Here is a 21521-nt window from a genome sequence, read left to right as displayed (position 1 = left end):
GCGCAAGCCGGGTTTTTTATGGTTAATCGAGGACAGTCTAGTCAGAGCTTAGACGCTAAACAGACCCCGGCGTTGCCCGCCTCTCATCCCCGTCCCAGCGGACTCACTACCCCCGCGAAACCTTGCCCGAGTACGTGGGTATAGATCTGGGTGGTATTCAGGTCACTATGGCCAAGTAACTCCTGAACCGTGCGAATATCAGTGCCGCTGAGCAGCAACTGTGTGGCAAAGGAATGGCGGAAGGTATGGGAGGTCGCAGGCTTGTTGATCCCCGTATCACGAACGGCCTGGCGAACCGCCTTTTGAACAGCGGATACGTGGATGTGATGCCGTACCCAATTCCCATCTCTGTCCTGGCAAACGTTTGAGGATGGGAATATCCAGTGCCACTGAGAGGAAATATTGGCAAACGGATATTTGCGCGATAGTGCCGAAGGCAGGGAAACCGGTGTTCTCTTATCGGCTGGTGTCTTATTAATTCTGCTTGTTGTTGCTTTGATAATCCTGGTCAGAGCAGGAGCTAGAGGTTCAGGCAGCAGCGTTGTGCGATCCTTTCCTCCCTTGCCGTCGCGGACAGTGATTGTCTTGTTGTTGAAATCAATATCCTTAATGCGCAGCCGGGCAACTTCTGTCACGCGCATACCGGAGCCGTAGATCAGAGAAATAATCAATCGATGGGGTTCCGGCAAGAGTTCAATTACGGATAAAGCCTCAGAATGGGATAACACCACCGGGAGTTTGGCAGGCCGTTTAGCGCGACTGATGTTTTCCACCTCCCCCAGAGGCTGATGAATCACATGTCGATACAAGAAAACCAGGGCATTTAGCGCCTGGTTTTGAGTGGCAGCAGCCACATTTCGGCTTGTTGCCAGCCAGGTCAGGAAGAGAGATACCTCGCGTTCGGCCATCTCGGCAGGATGGCGTAACTTGTGAAAGCGTATGAAATAGCGAATCCAGTACCAGTAGGTTTTCTCGGTACGGTGACTGTAATGGCGCACCCTGATCGCCTCGCGAAATTGATCACGAAGCCTGGGGCGGCCTGCACACTCCTTGTGCATGGGCGGGCTCCTTATTCTGCAAATACTGTCTTTATGATCAGTATTATTGGTTCAGGAAAAAGAAGAAGTCAACATATTGAATAATGCGTAAGTAGCCCGGTTTGTAACTGACTGACTTTTCTGCTTTTATCTTTCAATATGCAAATTTGCAATCTGTGATATGAAGCCGGCACGTTCATTGGATATTCGAGCCGGCTTCCTAATACCTGTTAAGTGAGAAAGATGAAGGCTAAGGAATCGATTAAGAAATGGTGGGAAGGAGAATATGTGCCTGAGCCACCTGGTAGCCCAATGCTCATGGGAACTTATGATCGACACTGGACTTCAAGTGCTCTCCATTCCTTTGTGCAATTCTATTTAAAGCACTGGAAATGGATATGGCCGTTTCTGGTGAGCGTTGTCGGATTGATAATTGTAATAACAAAAGGGTGAGGTTGGTGAAATCACTTAACAAGTGGCGGCAGCAGGACCAAATTTCCGTTCGTTCCTCACTCCAATTTGCCCGCTGCGCCGGGCGTTATGCATCACTATGACTAAGGAAGAATATTTGAGCCTCGTTAGTGGCTTAGAGGGTGAGACATTAGTATCCGTTGAGTACTTCGAAATCGACTACGAAGGCTATCAGACGGAATTCGCTCAAGATTCAGATTTTGACTGTTTGGATTACGGCATCAATTTAAAAATGCGGTCTGGAAAGGTATTTGGCTTTATCTGGGGTAGCGAGTTTGCGCAGTATGGCGTGTCCGTCTTGGAGGAATCATTACAATCTGAAGTGGCAGAGTGTAGAAAGGTTGATGTCACCCACTCATCCAATTGGCGTCAATTGGTCGGTGACGAGATTCAAGTCACTGAGGTAGTTTGGCACTGGGTGAAAGAGGTTGGCATATTTAAAAAGAAAATTTACTACCCTCAAAGCATCGTGATCAAATTTACATCTGGTGGGTTAGTGGTCATTTCAGCACTAGAAATATCTGACAATTCCAATTGGGGTATGGCTGACAACATTGTTGTGTTCTTTGATCAGGCATCGGCGCAGAGCTACGGAGCCTTGAATGCATAACAAGTCGCTGTTGTCGGACAATTTTTCCACCGCTATGCGGCTTCAAAATTGCCGCAAAGCTCTGCGTTATATCGGGTGAGATGAAAAAACTTAGCGAATGGAATGATGTTGGTGGCAAGAAAATTGAGGAAGGCCTTAGGGCTATTTCCGTTTTGCTGGGATATTGGTTCATTGCCAGAGCAATAATTAGGCTTCTGGATAAAGCAGAGCCAGAATGGTGGGCGGAGGTCGTTCTTTCTCTCGTGTACAGAGATTGGGGGTTCGGCGTATATGTAATTTACCGGCTTGTGCCGTCTTTACTGGCGATCGCCGCCTTTTGTATTTGGCGCCCCAATGCGAACTTGCTTCGATGGTTGGCCGCTCCAATTGGGTGGGTTGTATTAGTGGCAGTGAGCTAGAGATATAACAAGCCGCGGCAGACGGATCAAATTTCCGCTCCTTCGTCGCTACAATTTTCCCGCTGCGCGGGGCGTTATAAATTCTAGGGGGAAGTTGATGGATGAAACACAAATTTTTGCTGCTTTAAGCTATTTGGGATTTTCTTTCTTTATTGGCTTGGTTCTGGCTCCTTTGATATATAAGGATGCCAAGTCTCTTCCAAAACTGTTTCTAGGGACGAAACCATGGTTTTGGTCGCTTTGCTGCCTTTTTCAAGGGCCGTTGATTGTGGTTTTCATCTATTGGGCAATTCATCACTCTAGTTTTAGTAATCGGGTAAATGGTGAGAATTTATAACAATGCCATGCATGCGACAAGCGCATGATGGCGGGCGTTATGCGTGAAGGAATCCTTAGGTGAGAATAGATTACGAGTACATAGAGAAAATACTAGAGGTGTTTCTGGATAGCGAAATACCCACCGTTAACTGGCGGGATTTCGACAATTTGCGGGGCGGTAACGATCACAAGTTCGTCTTTCATATTGAGATCATGGTAGATAAGGGGCTTATTGCAAGCACTCTAGAAAACGGCTCCATCGGCATCCGAAGAACGGCCCATGATTACACTATTTCTATAGTGAATTGGCGTTTGACAGCGGAAGGGCACGATTTTGCTAGCGCAATAACAAAGCCAAGTGTGCTGGCACAAATAAAGGAGAGATTCCAGAGAGAAGGTTTGTCGGTAGTCATCGAGCTCTCAAAGAAAATAGTAGAGAAACAAGCAGAGAAAGTGCTTGAGTTGTAGTGCGCATAACAAGCCGCGGCAGGCGGATAAAATTTCCGCTCCTTCGTCGCTACAATTTTCCCGCTGCGCGGGGCGTTATGCGTGAAGAGATATGAGTCAATTTAAAGAGTTGTTTTCTGTTTCTGACCCTTGGTATGTAAAGAGCATCATGCTTGCCAGGGATTTTTGCGGTGGCCAGTTGTCACTAGAGCTTTCATTAAGCGACGATTCATCTGCTCAGGGTGTGCGACTCGAGCGCTTGCGAGATGAGGATGTTGTTCCTGCCTTGCTGTCTGCTGACCAGATTACAATATCGGAAGAGATTGGGTCTCAGTGTGAATATGGGAAGGTTCGGGTTGAATGCTTTGGTGAAAGTTATTTGGAGTTTTGGTGTGACTCGTATGCTCGAATGGCATAACAATGCCATGCATGCGACGAGCGCATGATGGCGGGCGTTATGCCCTTAGTGAGTAGGTGCCCCGAACAATGAAGCCAAGTGCTCCAGTAGAATTGCCGTTTACGCGAGAGTCCGCATTAAAGATGCTTACTTGGGGTGCAAATCCAGAGGTATCGCCATACTCGCACAAGCAGATTGCAGAATGGTGTGATCGGTTCTGGTGTCAGTATCTAGATGTTGATGCTGAACCCGAAATAGAGGGTTTGCTCCCTATCCTCACGGATGTGGAAACACAGTGGGATCTCTTTTTAGCAAATACATATACTCTTGAAGAGCTACGGGATAATGACTTTGAGGCAGAGCAAATGCCCAAGGATTGGTTTAATGACTGGCTCCGACAACTGGCATAACAAGCACAAGCAAGGGACCAAACTACGTTTCGTCAATTTGCGGTTCGCTGCGCTCACTTTACCGCAAATTATCTCCACTACGTTTGGCCCCTGTTGTGGGCGTTATGAGCTCATGGGGTGGTGAGTGGAAAAAATTGAGCCTTTTCTAATGTATTCAGGCCAGGCAGCGATTCTTGTTAGCGCTGTGTGGGTTATGGTGCGTGGCAGAACAATGGCGGGGGCGTTTCTGCTGCTTGGTTTCTTGCTTATCTTTCAATACGGGCATGTGGCACCAAATCTTCCTGAAAGTACGGGGTCTTGTTGGGCCGCAGGAAAGTCATACTATGAGTGCCTGCCGATATGGTATCGCACTTCTGCGCACCTTGGTCAGCTTGGGTTGTTCATTGTTGCATTTGGTGTTTTTCAATTTGGTCGGTCAAGTGCTCATAACAATTAGCTGCACAGGAAAATTTACTCGCAAGCTCGCAATTTTCCTGTGAGCTAGGCGTTATGTGTAAACTATGAAAACTGAGCTTCAAAAAATAATTTCCGAATTTCAAGAAAAGGTCGCGGAGGCTAATGAGATTCTGAAGAAGTATCTTGATACGGATGAGCCCCATAAATGGGGGCCGCCTATTGAACAGGCTGGTATTCTTGGCGGCAAGCACAAATACTTTTTTCATGGAGTGGGTTGTACGGTTCATATCAGTAAAAATGACATAGTCGATTTTGATTATGGTGCTGATGGGCGTATTGATGGTTTCGATGCGTGGAGGTTGTATGGTTTCATCAGTGCTCGAAGGGGGAAGTATCCTCACGTACATGAAAGCGACATTGATGAATGGCTTAAGGATGCAATTCAAGCCAATGAAGTAAAGAAATCAGAATCGCGAGAATATGGCAATTTATACTATCTCGTGAAAAACACATAATAAGGGTCTCCAAGCCGACCTTCGGCGGCGGAGGTAGGAGTTATGCGCAATAGGAAATCAGCATTGTGATAGCTGACATGCTTAAATTATTTCTAGCAGCTACATGCCTTAGTATGTTTTTCTACAGCGGATCGGTTTTTGGTTTTTCTCTTGGCCTTTTTTTGCTGCCTATTGTTTCCTCGTTAATAGTTGCCTCTATTTTCTATAAGCCACTATCTCTTCCTATAAAAAATCTATGCAAAGGTGTAGGTATTCTGTCATTGCTTGGTTTTTTGCTGCTTATGCTTGCCGCCACAATGGGTGGTTCATTTCATCTTTCCCCATCTAACCAAATAATTGCTTTTTTATTAGTGGGTATGGCGCTATTTGGTTTGACAGCATTCTTTTGGTCAGTAAAAAAGGATGTCGGCACATAACAAGCCCCAGCATTCGCAGTCTACGGCTGCCGAACTCGCTACGCTCGCCGTTGTGGGCGGCGTTGAACTCACCCCTCACATCGCTTTTCACAAAACAACCTGACTCTACTCATTGAGCGAAACCAATGAACATACCTCTCCTTGCAGGATCCCTGTTCGCTATCTTCGGCATCTACCTGCTTGGCCGTGCGCTGAGCGACTATAAAAAAGCTGTGGCAAGCCTTGAGTGGCCAGGTGTTGAGGGTCAGTTAACGGACCTGCGCCTTTGGGGTAAGCGAAATATCGATGGGGAAATGCAGGACACGGAAAAACTCATCGTCGCGTATGAGTATGAATTCAAGGGTAGCCAGCACAGTGGCTCCTCTGCGGCATTCTATACACTGGTGTATCCGGAAACGGTTGAATTTGCCAGAAGCCATTCTGTCAACGGTGAGGTGACGGTCTACTGCAATCCGAAGGCGCCGGGTGAGTCTGTGTTGATGCCTGGCCCGAGAAAAGACAAGCCATACAGTGATTGTATTCTGGGTGTGTTAGGGGTGGTTGCCGGCGTGGTGATTGCCGTGTTGGGTTTTCTGGGCGTGATTGGCTGAATAATCACCGCAGGCCAACAACATGAATGCAACCATATCGGCATGTTTTTCCATTTTGTGAATTCTTTGATCAAATTTAACCGGGCTGATTCTTTTTTCTTTTTTGTGCGGTTTCGCTGCTGTCAAGTTTTCCCCGTACCCACCATCGTGCCTGTATCTCCGGTTTTTTATTCGCGGGTGAGTTCATTGTTTGCCTCCCACATTGGCTTCTCTCTAGATGGCTGGTTGCGCAATATTGTCTGACAAAATCAGCTGTTTGGCGGTTGTGAAAGAGGGCGATAAGTGTACGGTAAAGGGCCAATGCCAAATTTTCGACAGGAGGCGCTCAATGAAAAAAGATCCCAACAAAGGCTATATTGCTTTATTAGGATGGAGTTTGAACGCGGTCGAGGCGGCTGAGAAGTTTGATCGTCGGTATGTGGTTGTGGCCCCGGACTGGGCAGAGGCGTATTGCCAGGAGCATGATATTCCCTACGTGCCCTGGAATTTCGAACGCCTGAATGATCGCTCCATGGAGATTGCCCAGACCCTGAAAGACATGGGTGTGGATGTGTCGGTACCGTTGTATGAGGAAACCGTGGAGTGGGCCGGTGCGATTAATTCGGTGCTGCTGGATAATCCTCGTTTGCTGGGCCAGGCCATGCTGATGCGGGATAAGTCCTTGATGAAGCGGCGCGCACAGCTTGGCGGTATCCGGGTGGGTATTTTTGAGGAAGCCCATGACCGGGAGGACGTGATCCGGTTCCTGAAGCGGGTGAACCAGACCCTGCTCAAACTGGATGGTGATCCCAATGACCCGATCCACCTGAAGGCCTTTGACAAGGCCGGTTGTCTGGGTCACCGGGTGATCCGTACTCCGGATGAGGTGGATGCTATTCCTGATGAGGAATTTCCGTCGTTGATGGAGTCGCATCTGGATGGCTGGGAATTTGCGGTGGAGGCCTGGATCCATGATGGCAAGATCTGTTTTCTCAACCTGTCCGAGTATGTGACGCTGGGGTATTCAGTGTATGTCCCTGCTTCGCCGGATCTTGAGCAATACCGGCCGCAAATTACCCAGCAGATCGAGAAGCTGATCAAGACCTTTGATATCGAGTTCGGCATGATTCATCCGGAGTACTTTGTCACCAGCGATGGTGAGATGTACTTTGGTGAAGTGGCTTATCGCCCGCCGGGCTTCAAGGTGTTCGAGTTGCTGGAACGGGTCTATGAGGGTTTCAATGCCTATCAGGCCACCATGCTGGTGTTCGACCCCAAGGCCACCACAGAGGAAGTGAAGGCTTACTTCCCGAAAGAGGTGGTGGATGCCAAGGGCCATGCCGGTTGTTTCGGGGTGTACCCGCGTCGGCGTGTGGTCAGTCAGCTGGAGATCCCGGAGGAGACCGAAGACCATCCCTACTTCGAGTCCCATGAACTGACGGCGCCCATGGAAGAGGTTGTCACCAAGCGCACCGCCTTTGGTACCCATTGGGGGCTGATTTACTTCATGGGTGACGACCCGAAAGAGATGCACCGGTTGCTCAAGCGGCAGGAAGAGCTGGATTTCTATGTGTGAATACGCTGTCACCATGGGGCCCGCCGGGCCCCCACGGATTCGTTAAGGAACTGCCCTGTGTCTACGACCCATTCAGAGACGTCCGCGTCCAGCAATCTGTCTCTGCTACTTGTTCGGCTGGATGATGCCATCACCCAGTTGGCAGAGGCGCCCTCCTTTACCCGGCCGGCCAAGGTGCCACGGGTACTGGATACGGCCCGGCGGGTAATGATGCAGGAGGGCGGTTGTGCGGCCCTGGGCGAACGCATCGAGACGCTGGAAGCGGCCGGGATTTTTGCCGGGACAGATTGGGCGGAGCCGCAGATTCTGGTTCCCGGTTTCACTACCCAGTCCCTGCAAAGTGCCCAGGCTGAGCTGGTGGTGATCGAGGCCCTGAGCGAGCTGCGCATGCTGGCGGTGGCCTGTGGCGATTACCGCCACACCCTGATTTCCGCCGAGCAGGCCCACCATTTTCTCACCCAGGTGCTGGCGCTCAATCTGGCCATGCTGTTTTCGCCGCCTTCCGAGGCGCAGCGTGAAACCCAGGGCCGCCTGGCGGTGCTGCCACAGAATCTGTTGCAGCATCTGGCCGAGCGCATCGGTTATGAGCATATCGTCGACAAGCTGATTGAAGAGATCTGGCGAATTCTCAATCAGCGCCCCATTCAGACCGAGCCGGTCAAGCAGATGGTCACGCAGATCGCCATCTGCCAGGTCAATCCGGATATCGATCTGGGCAGCAGCGGGCAGGGGGCGGACCGCTTGGTGAGCAGCCTGTTCGGCCCGACCCGGGCCTGCCGGGAAGACCCGGGCGTGGCGATCTACCTTGAGCGGCTCGCCAGCATGGATGCCACGGCCTTGCAGGGCGAAGCCACCGGGTTTGCCCGGGCCATGCATGACACCGGGTTGGTGTCGCCGTATCACCCGGTGTTGCTGCGCCATTTGCTGGAGGAGGGTGACCACCTGGTGGCGGAGGCCATGGGCCTGTCGTCAACCGGTCGTGATTGCCTGCTGTGTTACCGGCAGCTGGTGCAGGCGTTGATTGAAGCGGCGGTGCATCCGCAAACTGCCCAGGCCATTTATGGCCTGGCGTTGGTGCTGGAGCGGGGTATTCTCTATCAACCGCCAGTGGCGCCGGCCCTGTGGCGGCAGCTGGGTCTGGTTCTGTCTGACTGGTCGTGCCAGCGCCTGGCACTGGCTTTCGGGGATCAGGTGCCGCCACAGGCGCATCTGATCGAAGGTGTGCTGTGCATGCTGGGGCAGCCACTGGGCGTGGGGCAGGGCAATAATCCCACCTGTCAGTCCGCTCGTGCGCTGTCCATGTGGTCGTACAACGATCCGGATTACCTGCTGCAAATGGTCACCTGGGCGGCCCGTGACGATGAAATCATCATGCATTTCGAGGGCCAGCCAATTTCCTCCAGCAAAAGCGTTGGCGGTGTGGCCAGCAGCCTGCCCATGGACCTGGACCCGGTGTCTCTGCTGGTGGTGCCCCATCTGGACCGGATCTATGCGGAAATGGGCCGTCGCTGTATCGGGCGTGAGGGGGATCCCCACCGTTGGGTGAACCCGGAGTTTCATGGCTGGTGGTCCGGCCGCGGTTTTCGTATCAATGTGGATGTGGAAACCGGCAAGCTGTGGGAGCTGGATGATTTCCTGCGTCATTTCTATGCGGCCTATCATCCCTACTACAACGGCAATCAGCCGCTGATACACCCCCAGCCTGCGGGGGTCGCTGTCACCGACAGTGCTGCCCGTTTTATCGGCTGGCATGCCATCAGTATCTTGCGGGTGGCGCTGGATCCCCAGGATGTCATGCGGGTGTATTTCTATAACCCCAACAACGACAGCGGTCAGGACTGGGGCGATGGCGTGGTGGTCAGCACCGCAGGCCATGGCGAACGTTTTGGCGAGGCGTCACTGCCGTTCGAGCAGTTTGCGTCACGGCTTTATATCTTTCACTTTGATCCCCTGGAGCGGGGTGAGCTGGCGCAGGTTGAGCAGCAGCAACTGGATCAAGTCAGCGGCTATCTGCAGCGCAGCTGGGGCGCGGACAGGCTGCCCGAGGGTGGCCTGCAGGCCAGTGAAGGGGCGACCGGGCCGGGTTGATCAAGGCCTGATCCCGTCGCGCAAGGCCCGGCAACACGATGACGCCCCATGACGCTGCGAAGAACACGCGGATGATGGATGTCCTGTTGTTCCGGCTGGCAATAGTCGCCTGGCTGGTGTGCGCCATTGCTCCCATCGATGGCACCTGGTTTGCCGGTGTCGGGGTGTTCGTTGTGTCGATGATGGGCAGCGTGGTGATGCTCGCCAACCTGACGCCGGATTATGTGGATAGTCTTGGTGAGATGCTGGGTCTTCTTGCTCTTCTGATGCCCGCCTATAACCTGATTTTTTTATGGGGGTTGTGGCGCTTCTCTTCGCTGGGGCCGCATCCCTGGTCAGGATGGAATCTGCTGCTTTACGCCTGCACCCTGCATGCGTGTTTTTATGCCTTCGCGTTTTTTGTTACCCCTTCTGATGTGTCGCTGACTGTTACTGCTACAGGGATTCGCTGGGTGTTTGCGATCTGGTCCGGCTCGCTACTGTTGTTGGCGTTGGCTTTTCTGGTACGTTGTTATCGGTTACGTCGGTTATTGCGTGAAGGATAAATGAACGTTTCCTGCTCCGGTTTAGTATCAAACCTGTGATTCATCATATCGGATCATGGTTCATGCTTGCCGCAGGAGCGCCGCTCCTGCAGTAAAGGCAATGTCATTCCGGATTAATAAATAACAGGATTTAAAAAACCGTTGGGCCCATCTTTGCTAGCATGAGGCCGTTGTCAGTTACGGAGAGTTGCTACCGGCATTCTCCAGTCGCCAACCCTGTCATCATGGATGAAATGCTATGACGGAAAAACGCACCCTCCCCACCTCGACGATTCTGCTACCGGTTTTTATTCCGGCTGTGGTGGTATCGCTTCTGCTGATTATCGGCACCATCAGCGACCCGGAACGGGCTGGCGAAGCCTTTAACACGGCGCAAGCCTGGATCACCTCGAATTTCGGCTGGTTTTACATGCTGTCGGTAGCGCTGTTCCTGATCTTTATTGTCGGTGTGGCGATGACTCGCTGGGGCAATATCAAGTTGGGGCCGGATCATTGCGAGGCGGAATATTCATTCCCGGAATGGTTCGCCATGCTGTTTTCCGCCGGTTATGGCATCGCCTTGCTGTTCTTCGGGGTGGCGGAGCCCGTGCTGCATTATGCGGAGCCCCCGGCCGGGGCGGCAGAAACGGTGGATGCGGCCAAGCAGGCCATGCAGATTGCCTTTTTCCACTGGGGTTTTCATATCTGGGCGATTTACGGCCTGGTGGGTCTGGTGATGGCCTATTTTGCCTTTCGCCATGGTTTGCCGTTGTCCATGCGGTCGGCGTTTTACCCGCTGATTGGTGAACGAATTTACGGGCCGATCGGTCATGCCATCGATGTGTTCGCGATTCTTGGCACCATGTTCGGTATTGCCACCACCCTGGGTTTGTCCGCCGCACAGATCAACGCGGGGCTGAATTATCTGTGGGGTGTGCCGGTGGCCACCTGGGTGCAGATTACCGCCATTGCCATTGTTACCGCTCTGGCCACCGTGTCGGTGGTGGCCGGGATGGACAAGGGTGTGAAGCGCCTGTCGATTCTTAACATGGTGCTGGCCGTGGCGCTGATGGCGTTTGTGTTTGTGGTCGGGCCGACCATTCATATCCTGGAAAGTTTTCTGCAGAACACGGGTAGCTATTTAAGCGGCATTGTCGAACGCACCTTCAATCTGCAGGCCTATACCCACAGCGACTGGATCGGTAACTGGACCCTGTTTATCTTCGGCTGGACCATCGCCTGGGCGCCCTTTGTCGGGCTGTTTATTGCCAAGATCAGCCGTGGCCGTACCATCCGCGAGTTTGTGGTGGGGGTGATGCTGGTGCCGTCCCTGTTCACCTTCCTGTGGTTCTCCGTATTTGGCGATACCGCGCTGAACATGATCATGAATGAGGGGGTGACCACCCTGGTCGGAGATGTGCAGACCGACAAGGCAGTGGCCCTGTTCAAGTTGTTTGATGAACTGCCATTGTCGTCGTTTATTTCCTTTCTGGCGGTGCTGTTGATTATCACCTTCTTTGTGACGTCTTCGGATTCCGGCTCCCTGGTGGTGGACTCGCTGGCTTCCGGCGGGGTGCTGAATACCCCGGCCTGGCAGCGGATTTTCTGGGCGGTGCTGGAGGGGACCATTGCGTCGGTGTTGTTGCTGGCTGGTGGCTTGCAGGCGCTGCAGACCATGACCATTGCCAGCGCCTTGCCCTTTGCCATCATTATTATTCTGGCTGCCGTGGGCATGTGGCGGGCGTTGGTGATTGAGGGGCATCGCGAAACCAGCTTGCAAATGCATATGGCGACGCGCCGTCACCTGACCGGTTCCCAGTGGCGCCATCGTCTGAAAGGCATGATGGACTTCCCTGGCCGCGACAATGTGGAAAGCTTCATTCGCGGTAAAGCCATGCAGAGCATGGAAAAGGTGGTCAAAGAGATGAAGGAGTCCGGCTGGGATGCCAGGGTGGTGTTCGATGAGAGCCTGATCCGTGCTGAACTGCAGGTGGAACGTGAAGGGCATGTGGGCTTTGTCTATGACATCCGCCTGGTCAGCCAGCCGGTGCCCGGCTTCGTAACGGCCGGGGGCGCTTCCACGGTGATGAAAGAGGAAAACTATTACCGGGCGGAAGTGTTCCTGCGTCGCGGTGGCCGTTCCTATGATGTGTTCGGTTATGACGAGGATGACATCATTCGCGATATTCTCGACCAGTTCGAAAACTACCTGCATTTCCTGGATCTCACTCCGGGCAAACTGCCCTGGGAAATGGGTGAGCACGATGACCTGCTGCATCCGCCGGAGGATGAAGGGAAAGAAGATCGGTAAGTCTGATACTGTCGGTAAAGAAGGCCGGCAGTTTTGTAGGGGCTATGCTTGCATGGCGAAAGGTGTTCGGGTTCGCCATGCGAGCATGGCTCCTACGGTGGTTTGAATAGACGCGTGAGCGGCGGTCAGGAGGGACGCCGCTGCTTGGCCAGTTTCTCCAGCCACATCAGGGTATCCACCTGGGTGACCAGGTGATCCAGGTAGGCGGGGGAAAGATCGCGCAGGGTTTCCAGGGCGCTTGTGACCAGACGGTGGGAATTGAGCGGGCCGGCGTCGCTGGGGGTCTGATGGATAGCCTGAGCGATGCGTTGGCGTTTGCGCTGACTTTGCTGTGTGGCGCGGACCTGACGCAGGGCTTTCAGCTCCCGTGGGCCGCTATTGTCTGTCGGCGTTGCCGGAGTAGTGATGCCGTGCCGGGCCAGTACGCTTTGTTCCTGCTGGCGTAGCAGGGCGGTCATCGGGTCTCTGTGGTCGTCGTCTTCCTGGGGTGTCTGGTTGGCATACCAGGCGTGCAGGGCGGCAAACGCAGAAGGGTCTTGCTGCCGTTGACGGGCGCGCAGATGGCGCAGCAGTGCTTTCAGATCCCCTTTCTCCCGCATGGCGGCCACGGGCTCACTCAGCGCCTCCTCGGCCAGTTGCGCATCCACCCGGGCACTCTCGGCCTGAAACGCTTGCTGAAACTCTTCCAGCGCTGTGGCCAGCCGTGTCAGCGGCGTGGGGCTGACACGTGTCAGGGTGCCAAGACGCTCGGCCTGGGCTTCCAGGTAGCGAAAGCGAACCGGGGCAAAGCGGGCTGCGCCCTGATCGCGCAGGCTCGCCAGCTGTTCGGTCATGGCACTGAGCGAGGGAGTGTTGAGGCTAGGAACATCAGCCATTGCCGTCGGCCCCTTCTGCCTGGCTGGCATGCTGGGCGGTACTGACCTTGGCGCCCTGGCGGGGCACGGTGGTCAGTTCTACCCGGCGGTTCTGGGCCCGGGTGGTATCGCTGTCGTTGGGCACCACCGGCTGGTGGGGGCCGAAGGCGGCGGCGAACACCTGGTCGGCGGGCATGCCCTGGTTGATCAGGGTGCGCGTTACGGTGAGCGCCCGCTGGGCAGACAGGCCCCAGTTGTCCTGGTAGCGGCGGTTGCCGCGCTGGATCGGCAGATCATCGGTGAAGCCGCTGACCATCAACAGTTCGTCATGCTGATCCAGAAACACCTGCAGCGGCTTGGCCAGATCGCGCAGCAGTTCCTCGCCCTCCGGCTGTAGCTGGTCCGAGTTGAGCTGGAATAACACGCTGCCGCTGATGCCGATGCGGCCATCGCGGAAGGTGACCCGGCCACTGGCCAGGGGATCGGCCAGCGCCTCTTCCAGGGCCTGGCGGCGCTGCTCTTCGGCCACCCGCCGGGCCTTTTCCTCTTCCAGTGACTGGCTCAGCTCCAGCTGAATGCCGATGACCCACACCAGCACCAGCACCAGAATGCCCACCAGGGCGGCCATCAGATCGGAGAAGATGGCCCAGACGGATGAGCTGTCGCTGTCGTGAAGATCGTCCATCAGTTGACCTCGCTGGCCGGGCGTTCTTCGCTGTGGGCGTCGTTGCCGTTGGCGCCGCTGTTGGCGTTATTGAGCGTACCGAGGGCGTCGATCACTTCCTTCTGCGAGGCCATGCTCAGTTCGATTACCTCGCGGGCCTGTTCCACGTAGTAGTTGAGCTGTTCGTCGGCCCGGGCGGAGGACTGTTCCAGACGACTTTCCACCTGCTGCAGGTTGTCCAGCAGCTTGTCGTTGGCGTCGCTGAACACCTGCACGGCGGTGGCGAAGGCATCGCTGAGGCTGGCCACTTCAGCGGCGCTACCGGACACATCGCCGGCCACCTGGTCGAGCTGCTCGCTCTGGGCGCTGACCTGTTGGGCGAAGGTATCGCTGACCTGGGTCAGGGTGTCGCTGGCGGTGGTGATCAGGGTTTCGATGGCATCCCGTTGGGCGCCAGCCGCATCGCGCTGGCCGCTGAGCAGGGTGTCCAGCTCGGCCATGATGCGGCGGCGTTCTTCCAGCAGTTCGTTGTCCCGTTCGCTGCTGCGGGTCATTTCCTCACGCAGGCGGCTAATCACTTCCGCCGCCGCTTTCGGGGTTTCCGAAGCAGTCTCGATCAGGCGGGTCATGGGCGCTTCCAGGGCGGTGCCCAGTCGGCCCAGGTGCTCGCTGACGGTGCCTTCCAGCTGTGCCAGGCGCTCGCTGGCGGCCTCGCTGCGGCCGGCTTCCGCGTCACGCAGGGCAATCAGTTCCTCGCGCACGGTGGCCACCAGGGTCTCCAGGCCGGTTTTCTGGCCGTCCAGCAGGCCGGTGGCGCTGTCCTGGAACTGGCTGTTGTGCTCGCTCAGGGCGCTGCGCAGTTCGCTGATCAGGGTGGTGCCGGAGGCCTGTTGTGCGTCGATACCGTCGCGCCACTGGGCGGCGGCCTGGTCGCTGACCTCACGGAACTGGCCGGTGACAGCGCTGAGCTGCTCTTCGCTGGTGCGGGCCAGCTGCTGCTGGGTATCGCGCACTTCCTGCAGCAGGCTGTGGCCGGTGTCTTTCTGCTCGGCCAGGCCCTGTTGCCACTGTTGCAGAGCCTGCTCGCTGGCGCTGCGGAATTGCTCGGCGATGGCGGCTAGTTGCTGTTCGCTGGCGTTGCCCAGCTCTGCCTGGGTGCTGCGCATCTGTTCGAGCAGCTGGCTGCTGTTGTCGCGGAACTGATCGTGATGAGCGGCCAGGGAGGTGCTGATATCGCTGACCAGGCGGGCGCTGGTCTGCTGATGCTGCTCAAGCCCCTGCTGCCAGTGTTGGGCAGCGGATTCCGTGGTCTCGCGGAACCGTTCGGTGAGGGTGGCAAGCTGCTTTTCGGTGATGGCGTTGAGCGTTTCGTGGGTGCCCTGCACCTGCTGGCTCAGGTCGGCCAGGGATTGCTTCATGATCGGCTGGATGTTTTCCACCGCCAGGCGGCTGCTGTCCGCCAGGGTTTCCTTCAGCGACTGGCTGACGGAATCCGCCAGGGTGCGGTACTGGTCGGTGAGGGTGTGGTGGAAATCCTGCTGGTTGCGGGTCAGGGACTCGCTGAGCTGTTCGCCCATCTGTTCCATGCGCCCGGTGAGCCCCTGCAGGGCGCTGACCAGCTCCGGGAAGATGCGGGATTGATCCTGCAGGGCGGTGTAGGCGGACTGGCGCTGGTGATCCAGGGAGAAGGCATGCAGTTCCAGGTCCACCCGGTCGTCCAGCTTGCGCGATAGGGTCATGCGGTCGCGGCGGCACAGGGCGGCGCTGAGGCCCAGCATGGCAGAGGCGGCCACACCGGCAATGGAGGTGCCGAAGGCCAGGCTGAGCCCGGCGATGGGGGCGGCCAGGGCGCTGCGGATGGCGGTGAGTTCGCTGCTGCCATCCAGGGCGGTGGCGGCCCCTTGCAGGGTGACGATCATGCCCACGAAGGTGCCCAGCAGGCCCAGCATCACCAGCAGGCCGGTGAGGTAGGGGGTCAGCTGGGGGCCGGGCAGGGGCGCCGGGTGGCCATCGATGCGGCGGTGTACCGCGTGGCGCAGGCTGCCGGGCAGGGCCTTGAGCCAGTGAGTCAGGCCATCGCGGCTTTCCGGCAGGTCATCGAGCTGCCGGTCCAGGGTGGCGGTGGTGCGGCGAAAGCGCAGCAACTCGGCAAAGCCCAGGGTATAGGCGGCGGCGATGATCAGGGTCACGGTCAGGGCCACCGGGTTGCTCAGAAAGGTGGCGGCGATCCAGACCACGGCAATGGCGCCGAGGAGAAAGGGGACAGCAAAAAGAAAGCGTCTCATACGGTCTTGCTTACCTCGTTATGGGTGGACTGGTTGCCCGTCGCATCGGCGACAAGGGCGTCCAGCAGGCCGAGTATGGGTTCCTGGCGGGCGTCCAGCTCGGCAAGTAACAGCAGTTGCAGTTCACGCCGGAACTGGCTCAGCCACCCCTGTGGGGCGAGCCAGTCCTCGACGGTATGAAAGGGATCACGGGTGTCCCAGAGTGTGCGATAGCGTTTTTCCAGAAAACCGGGCAGGGCGCCGAAGCAGTGGCGCACGTAGCCGCTCAGGCTTTGTTCAAATACCGCATCCAGTTCCGCCAGCCGGGCCATGGCCTGGCTGTGGCCGCTGAGGATACGGCGGGCCCGCTGGCGCAGGTTGCTGAGCCCGGCAATCATCTGCCGTTGATGGGCTTGATAGAAGCGTTCGTAGGCACCAAAGGTGGGGCGTTTGTCGGCCTGGGCGTCGTCCTTGAGCGGCGGCAGGGGAATCACCGAGGCGGCTTTTTCCCCGGCGAAGCTGCGGCTCAGGTGGGCCAGCAAGGCGTCGCGGCTTTTCAACAGGTCCGCCTGCAGGCGCTCGGCGGCGTCCGGGGTGGCCTCGAAGGGACCTTTGGGGCGGTATTGATTGGCACCGTCCAGAGCGATGGCATCGGACAGATCAAACAGCCGCCCCAGACGCTCGGCAAAATCACCGTGGCTGGCCCGGGCCGCCTTGCGATCCAGCTGTGTCAGCAGCGCCACCAGGCGGCTGCCGGCGGGGCCGGATTGTGAAGGTGCGTGCGTCCTATGCATTCTCTTGGTTATCCATACTGCAGGGTGTTCTGGAGCGAGCCGGCCATTCTAATCGGGAAAGGGCGGGGATGATAATGCGTCTGTCGGTTGCGCGCTGCTGGCGATGGCAAGGTTGGGGTGGTGAAATGGGTTCAGCTTGGGTGGCGAGCTGCGCCGCTATCGTTGGTGTGCGGGGCGAGTCGCTATCGGAGCCTGTCGGCTGGAGGAGAAACCGGTAATGGAGACAACACGGATAATAACGGTGATGCTGCTTCTCGCGGGCTGCCAGCCCATGCCGGGTAGCGATCGTGACCAATATGGCTGCCTGGGTTCGGCGGGGTATCAGTGGTGTCCGGCCAGCGATTCCTGTGAGCGGCCCTGGGAATTGGCGCAAGAGAAAGGCTTTGAGCGCAGCCTGGCGGCCTTTGATGAATACTGCATTGGCCAGACGCAGCCATGAAAGGTAAGCCGCTCTTTTTTGGCAGCGCGCCAGCCTGTTTTCGGAGCGTACGGTTTAAATCTGCGACTCAATCGGTACCCAGGACAATAGCCAGACCCGAAACCGTTGCCAGCGAGAGGTTTCCGGATCGTTTTCACGGATAACGGCGTCGCCGTTATCCGTTGCCTGCCATTGCAGTTTTTGTTCTTCATTGAGAGAAAGTTGCCAGGCGGAATCGGCGGCGACCCAGCGATCAAACAACTGGCTGAGTTGCTGGTTGAGCGCTTCGCTTTCAATCAGCAGACCGACTTCTGTGTTCTGTATCAACGAACGGCCATCCAGGTTGACCGAGCCGATAAAGCTGCGGTCGTGGTCAATGACAAAGGTCTTGGCGTGCAAGCTGGCGCGGGACTCCCCCTGGAACCAGCGCATGCGTTGACGCTGCCCGGCTTCGGCGCGAAGTTCCCACAGGTCCACGCCACTTTCCAGCAGCGGTTTGCGGTAACGCGAGTAGCCACTATGCACGATGGCCACATCGGTGGTACTCAGGGAATTGGTGAGAATGCTGATGTCCACGCCGGCGGCTTCCTTATCGCGAAACAGGGCGACACCGCGTTTGCCAGGCACAAAATACGCGGAACTGATCTGCAGCCGTTCTTCGGTGCTGTCCAGCATTCTCTTGAGGTCTTCCACCAGGAAGGTGTCCCGCGGTGTGTCGGTATGTGAGAGAGCCTTGCCCGGAGGGTCGGCATAAAGGATTGCCGTACCCCATTCCAGGGGGACTTCCCCGGCCACCAGTTTGCGAGCCAGGCTGGAGCCACGCAGGGCATCGACAAACTCGCTGTCACGCTGTTCGACCAGGAAGGCGCGTAGCGCCTCGCGCGTTTGCGCCAGGGACATGTCCGAATCCTCTGCATCCAGTACCCGATCCACCGGCAGAGAGGCCTCGCTGTTCCAGTAGTCGTCGAAACTTTGCATGCCGGCCTGAACCACCGGCCCAGTGGTCAGCACATCCACATCCTGGAAATCCAGATGCGTATTGGAAAAGTATTCGTCACCCAGGTTGCGACCGCCGGCAATCATCACCAGGGAATCAGCCAGCATCAACTTGTTGTGCATGCGGTGGTTGGTGCGCCCGAAGGTGACGGCCATTTCCATCAGGCGCAGGGGGCCGCCCCGGGCCTTGACCGGATTGAACAGGCGGATCTGGATGTTGGGATGGTCGTGGAGGGTGGCCACCAGAGGGTTGTCCACGCGGGTGCCCAGATCATCCACCAGCACGCGCACTCGTACGCCCCGGTCTGCCGCTTCCAATAGCCGGCTGATAATGATTTGCCCGGTGGTGTCGTTACTGAAGATGTAGTACTGCAGGTCCAGGGATGCGCGGGCGGTTTCAATCAGTGATACCCGGGCAATAAACGCGGAAAGGCCATCATGCAGTAAATAGAAACCGGACTGATTATCTTGCCGGCGATCGCCAAGAGCGGCTTGCGTGGCATCGACCAAGGGCCCCTGTGTCGGGGGAGGGAGGGCGTCGCTGTATAGCCGCTCACCGGGGTGGAAACTGTTGCAGCCGTGGAGAAAGGCGGCAACAACAATCAGCGTCAGACGAACAGAGAGAGTGAGGGTGGGGTTCATTCCTGATCAGCAGGACGAACTAGTCGTCGTCCTGCTCGTCCTTGTTGTCCATATTACGCGAGGCGGTGCGGGCGTCTTCCAGAGCAGCAAACTGTTCCGAAATCAGTGAGCCCACTTCCTGATTGACCTTGCGAATGGTGTCGTACACCAGGCCGATGGTCTTGCGCTGTTTTTCTTTCAGATTGCTGGCCCGTTCTTCAAACAATCCCAGTTTTTCCAGTGCGTCGAAGGGCAGGCTGGCGATATGCTGGTGTACATCTTCCACGGTGGTGGCACCATCGTCGATGGCTTCCTGAATCATGTCCTTGAGCAGTTCTGCCCGTTCAGCGGTTTTTTTCATTACCTGCGTGGCCTGTCAGTGAAATCATTTCCAGCAATGTAACGGAATCCCCGGGATGCAGCCACAATTGTGGTGTCTGCGCTGACCGATTGTCCTACGTAATACACCGTTACAGGGTGCTGTCTTGACCCTGAGGGAGAAATCGGGCCAATCTGGAACCGCATTCATGCAGCGACTTCAAGGAGTCATAATCATGGAAAATGCCAAGCAGATGCTTGCCGACATCAAGGGCAAGCTGGATGAACTGGAAGCGGAACTGGAGCAGCTGGAAGCCCGGGGTGTCGGTGCCAATGGGGATTCCGGCATAGAAGCGGAGCGCCACCAGTTGGCACTGCAGGATGTGCTCACCGATTTGCAGCAGCGTATTGATGAATACCATGAGCTGGCCGACATGGATGCGGATGGCCAGGGCAACTGGCAGCAACTGGATAGCGACCTGAAAGATCTCAATAGTGACCTTTATGGCGCCAACTGATTGTTCGCTATGCAGACCGGGCAGTGTCGCCTTGCCATGAAGAGAACAAGCCCTCCGGTCTCCATTGTCCGGCTCCTGTCATGATGGGGCGGGTTATCCGTGCGCAAACGCCGCCGTCGTGTTTCACCACAGAGTGCACGGAGTAAAAATCATCACTTTTGTCTGTGTGTAGGGTGGATTAGCCGTAGGCGTAATCCACAAGCAACTCGCAATCGGTGGGTTACGCCTACGGCTAACCCACCCTACATTTACCTCGAAGAAACGGGGTTTCCCTCAGTGAACTCTGTGCCCTCTGTGGTAAAAACAGATTCCCCTACATCACCAGCAATTGCCCCAGCCCCAACACGGCCACAAAGCCCACGCTGTAGGCCACCAGCAGATAAAGAAAATAGCGCAGGTAGCTGACGAAGGTCAGGGCTTCCACCTTGCTCATGGCGATCACCCCGGCGGCGGAGCCGATCACCAGCAGGGAGCCCCCCACGCCCACCGAATAAGTCAGTGACAGCCATTCTGGCAAGGTCATGTCGATACCGGAATTGAGCAGGGCTGCGGTCAGGGGCACGTTGTCGAACAGGGCCGAGGCGATTCCCACCAGGAAGTTGGCGGCCACCGGCGGCATCAGATCATACAGCGCCGGGAAGTAGGCCAGCATCCCCAGTTCCTTGAGCATCCCCACCAACAGCAAAACGCCCAGGAAAAACAGCAAGGTGTCGAACTCGATCTTGCGAATATATTCCAGTACCGGTTCGTCCTTGTTGAGGAACTGCACCACCAGGAACATCAGCGACAGGCCGAACAGGAAGCACAGCACCGGCGGAATGCCGAACGCCACGTTGGCGCCAATGGTGCCCACAATGGTGGCGAAGAACAGCACCGCAATGACCTTGTCGCCTCGATCAATGACAGTCTCCTGTTTCTTGATCACTACCTCGCCGCTGAGCCCCAGCGACAGCATGCCGGCCAGTACGGCAACCGCACCGGCGGCAGGCAGGCTGAGCAGAAGCAGGTCGGGAATTTCCACCTTGTCCGCCAGAAAGATCATCAGCGTGGTCACGTCACCGGTGATCAGTGCAGTACCGCCCGCATTCACCGAGAACACCACCAGGACCACATAGCGCAGCAGCTTTTCCGCCGGTAGTTTCAGATTCATCAGCACGGCAATACACACCAGGGTGGCGGTGATGTTGTCTGCCAGGGAGGAGAACAGGAAGGCGAACAGGCCGGTGAGCAGCATCAGCTTGCGTTCGCTGATGCGGGTAGGTAGCAGGCGGTTGACGATGCTGTCGATAATGCCCTTGCCGGACAGGTAGGCGACAAAGGTCATGGCGGCCATCAGGAACAGCCACAGGGTGGCGATATCCAGCAGGTTTTCGTCCAGCCGTTCCATCAGGACGTGGTGGCTCAGGTGGGCCGGCGGGGCAATGAAATACAGCAGCCAGGCCAGGGAGCCGAAGAACAGAGTGGTCTTGGCCTTGTCGATGTGGACCATGTCTTCGACGACGATGGACAGAAAACCCAGTGCGACCAGGATCAGTAAAACGGTGCTCATGACGGGCCTCTCTCACGGCAGGGAGGTGTTGAGGGTGAGGGC

At 56.4% G+C, this 21521-nt stretch carries 23 protein-coding genes; 15 read left to right on the top strand and 8 right to left on the bottom strand.

The features are described 5' to 3' along the window. Window positions 1-83: 83 nt before the first annotated feature. Window positions 84-1058 carry an integron integrase gene (locus ACMG4N_RS01370; protein ID WP_414432646.1) on the bottom strand — a complete coding sequence of 325 codons (975 nt, stop codon included), beginning with the start codon at window positions 1056-1058 and terminating at the stop codon, window positions 84-86. A gap of 529 nt (window positions 1059-1587) precedes the next feature. Between ACMG4N_RS01370 and ACMG4N_RS01365 the strand changes: the two genes are divergently transcribed. From ACMG4N_RS01365 to ACMG4N_RS01305, 13 genes are all read left to right on the top strand, one after another. After that, entirely contained in the window at window positions 1588-2118 is a 531-nt protein-coding gene (locus tag ACMG4N_RS01365) for a hypothetical protein (protein WP_414432644.1), read from the top strand. Between the two features lie 495 nt (window positions 2119-2613). Further along, on the top strand, window positions 2614-2853 hold the full coding sequence (locus tag ACMG4N_RS01360; protein ID WP_297764827.1) for a hypothetical protein: 240 nt from the start codon (window positions 2614-2616) through the stop codon (window positions 2851-2853). A 59-nt stretch (window positions 2854-2912) separates the two neighbouring features. Next, window positions 2913-3302: a hypothetical protein gene (locus ACMG4N_RS01355; protein ID WP_414432642.1), complete on the top strand. Its 390-nt coding sequence runs from the start codon at window positions 2913-2915 to the stop codon at window positions 3300-3302. Window positions 3303-3393: 91 nt separating this feature from the next. Further along, window positions 3394-3699, top strand: coding sequence for a hypothetical protein (locus ACMG4N_RS01350; RefSeq protein ID WP_289132829.1), 306 nt, complete (start codon window positions 3394-3396; stop codon window positions 3697-3699). Window positions 3700-3767: 68 nt separating this feature from the next. Continuing rightward, a complete protein-coding gene (locus ACMG4N_RS01345) occupies window positions 3768-4088 on the top strand; it encodes a hypothetical protein (protein WP_414432640.1) in 321 nt (106 codons plus the stop codon). A gap of 124 nt (window positions 4089-4212) precedes the next feature. Then, the gene (locus ACMG4N_RS01340) at window positions 4213-4524 is read left to right on the top strand and encodes a hypothetical protein (RefSeq protein WP_414432639.1); all 312 of its coding nucleotides are present in this window, start codon (window positions 4213-4215) and stop codon (window positions 4522-4524) included. A 64-nt stretch (window positions 4525-4588) separates the two neighbouring features. Beyond that, the gene (locus ACMG4N_RS01335) at window positions 4589-4999 is read left to right on the top strand and encodes a DUF6896 domain-containing protein (protein ID WP_414432637.1); all 411 of its coding nucleotides are present in this window, start codon (window positions 4589-4591) and stop codon (window positions 4997-4999) included. 65 nt (window positions 5000-5064) lie between these two features. Beyond that, the gene (locus tag ACMG4N_RS01330) at window positions 5065-5415 is read left to right on the top strand and encodes a hypothetical protein (protein WP_414432635.1); all 351 of its coding nucleotides are present in this window, start codon (window positions 5065-5067) and stop codon (window positions 5413-5415) included. 125 nt (window positions 5416-5540) lie between these two features. Next, complete coding sequence (locus tag ACMG4N_RS01325) at window positions 5541-6005, top strand: DUF3592 domain-containing protein (protein WP_414432633.1); 465 nt, start codon at window positions 5541-5543, stop codon at window positions 6003-6005. Between the two features lie 328 nt (window positions 6006-6333). Continuing rightward, a complete protein-coding gene (locus ACMG4N_RS01320) occupies window positions 6334-7560 on the top strand; it encodes a carboxylate--amine ligase (RefSeq protein WP_035246113.1) in 1227 nt (408 codons plus the stop codon). 57 nt (window positions 7561-7617) lie between these two features. After that, window positions 7618-9648, top strand: a complete 2031-nt coding sequence (locus tag ACMG4N_RS01315) for a hypothetical protein (protein WP_414432632.1) — start codon at window positions 7618-7620, stop codon at window positions 9646-9648. A gap of 71 nt (window positions 9649-9719) precedes the next feature. Further along, window positions 9720-10193, top strand: coding sequence for a hypothetical protein (locus tag ACMG4N_RS01310; protein WP_414432631.1), 474 nt, complete (start codon window positions 9720-9722; stop codon window positions 10191-10193). A gap of 238 nt (window positions 10194-10431) precedes the next feature. Continuing rightward, a complete protein-coding gene (locus ACMG4N_RS01305; protein ID WP_297765693.1) occupies window positions 10432-12483 on the top strand; it encodes a BCCT family transporter in 2052 nt (683 codons plus the stop codon). Window positions 12484-12608: 125 nt separating this feature from the next. Here ACMG4N_RS01305 and ACMG4N_RS01300 read toward each other — a convergent pair whose 3' ends face one another. From ACMG4N_RS01300 to ACMG4N_RS01285, 4 genes are read right to left on the bottom strand one after another with little or no spacing between them, the layout of a single operon-like run. Continuing rightward, entirely contained in the window at window positions 12609-13358 is a 750-nt protein-coding gene (locus tag ACMG4N_RS01300; RefSeq protein WP_414432629.1) for a DUF2894 domain-containing protein, read from the bottom strand. Beyond that, on the bottom strand, window positions 13351-14022 hold the full coding sequence (locus ACMG4N_RS01295) for an OmpA family protein (protein WP_272997207.1): 672 nt from the start codon (window positions 14020-14022) through the stop codon (window positions 13351-13353). The genes ACMG4N_RS01300 and ACMG4N_RS01295 overlap by 8 nt, the downstream gene beginning before the upstream one ends. After that, complete coding sequence (locus ACMG4N_RS01290; RefSeq protein WP_414432628.1) at window positions 14022-16286, bottom strand: DUF802 domain-containing protein; 2265 nt, start codon at window positions 16284-16286, stop codon at window positions 14022-14024. Before ACMG4N_RS01290 ends, ACMG4N_RS01295 begins: the two co-directional genes overlap by 1 nt. Further along, on the bottom strand, window positions 16283-17059 hold the full coding sequence (locus tag ACMG4N_RS01285; protein ID WP_414432626.1) for a DUF3348 family protein: 777 nt from the start codon (window positions 17057-17059) through the stop codon (window positions 16283-16285). The genes ACMG4N_RS01290 and ACMG4N_RS01285 overlap by 4 nt, the downstream gene beginning before the upstream one ends. 244 nt (window positions 17060-17303) lie before the next feature. On the opposite strand from ACMG4N_RS01285, the gene ACMG4N_RS01280 reads away from it, so the two are divergent. Continuing rightward, window positions 17304-17498: a hypothetical protein gene (locus ACMG4N_RS01280; protein ID WP_414433292.1), complete on the top strand. Its 195-nt coding sequence runs from the start codon at window positions 17304-17306 to the stop codon at window positions 17496-17498. Window positions 17499-17552: 54 nt separating this feature from the next. Here the strand turns inward: ACMG4N_RS01280 and ACMG4N_RS01275 are convergent, their stop codons facing one another. Both ACMG4N_RS01275 and ACMG4N_RS01270 read right to left on the bottom strand, forming a co-directional pair. Further along, window positions 17553-19115, bottom strand: coding sequence for a phospholipase D family protein (locus ACMG4N_RS01275; protein ID WP_414432624.1), 1563 nt, complete (start codon window positions 19113-19115; stop codon window positions 17553-17555). A 19-nt stretch (window positions 19116-19134) separates the two neighbouring features. Continuing rightward, window positions 19135-19455, bottom strand: coding sequence for a hypothetical protein (locus tag ACMG4N_RS01270; protein WP_414432623.1), 321 nt, complete (start codon window positions 19453-19455; stop codon window positions 19135-19137). Window positions 19456-19648: 193 nt separating this feature from the next. Between ACMG4N_RS01270 and ACMG4N_RS01265 the strand changes: the two genes are divergently transcribed. Beyond that, a complete protein-coding gene (locus ACMG4N_RS01265; RefSeq protein ID WP_414432622.1) occupies window positions 19649-19930 on the top strand; it encodes a hypothetical protein in 282 nt (93 codons plus the stop codon). A gap of 313 nt (window positions 19931-20243) precedes the next feature. Here ACMG4N_RS01265 and nhaD read toward each other — a convergent pair whose 3' ends face one another. Further along, entirely contained in the window at window positions 20244-21479 is a 1236-nt protein-coding gene (gene nhaD / locus ACMG4N_RS01260) for a sodium:proton antiporter NhaD (RefSeq protein WP_297765742.1), read from the bottom strand. Window positions 21480-21521 lie beyond the last annotated feature (42 nt).

The sequence above is a fragment of the Alcanivorax sp. IL2 genome (assembly GCF_047495475.1).
Taxonomy (GTDB): Bacteria; Pseudomonadota; Gammaproteobacteria; order Pseudomonadales; family Alcanivoracaceae; genus Alcanivorax.
This window is presented reverse-complemented; position numbering and strand designations above follow the sequence as displayed.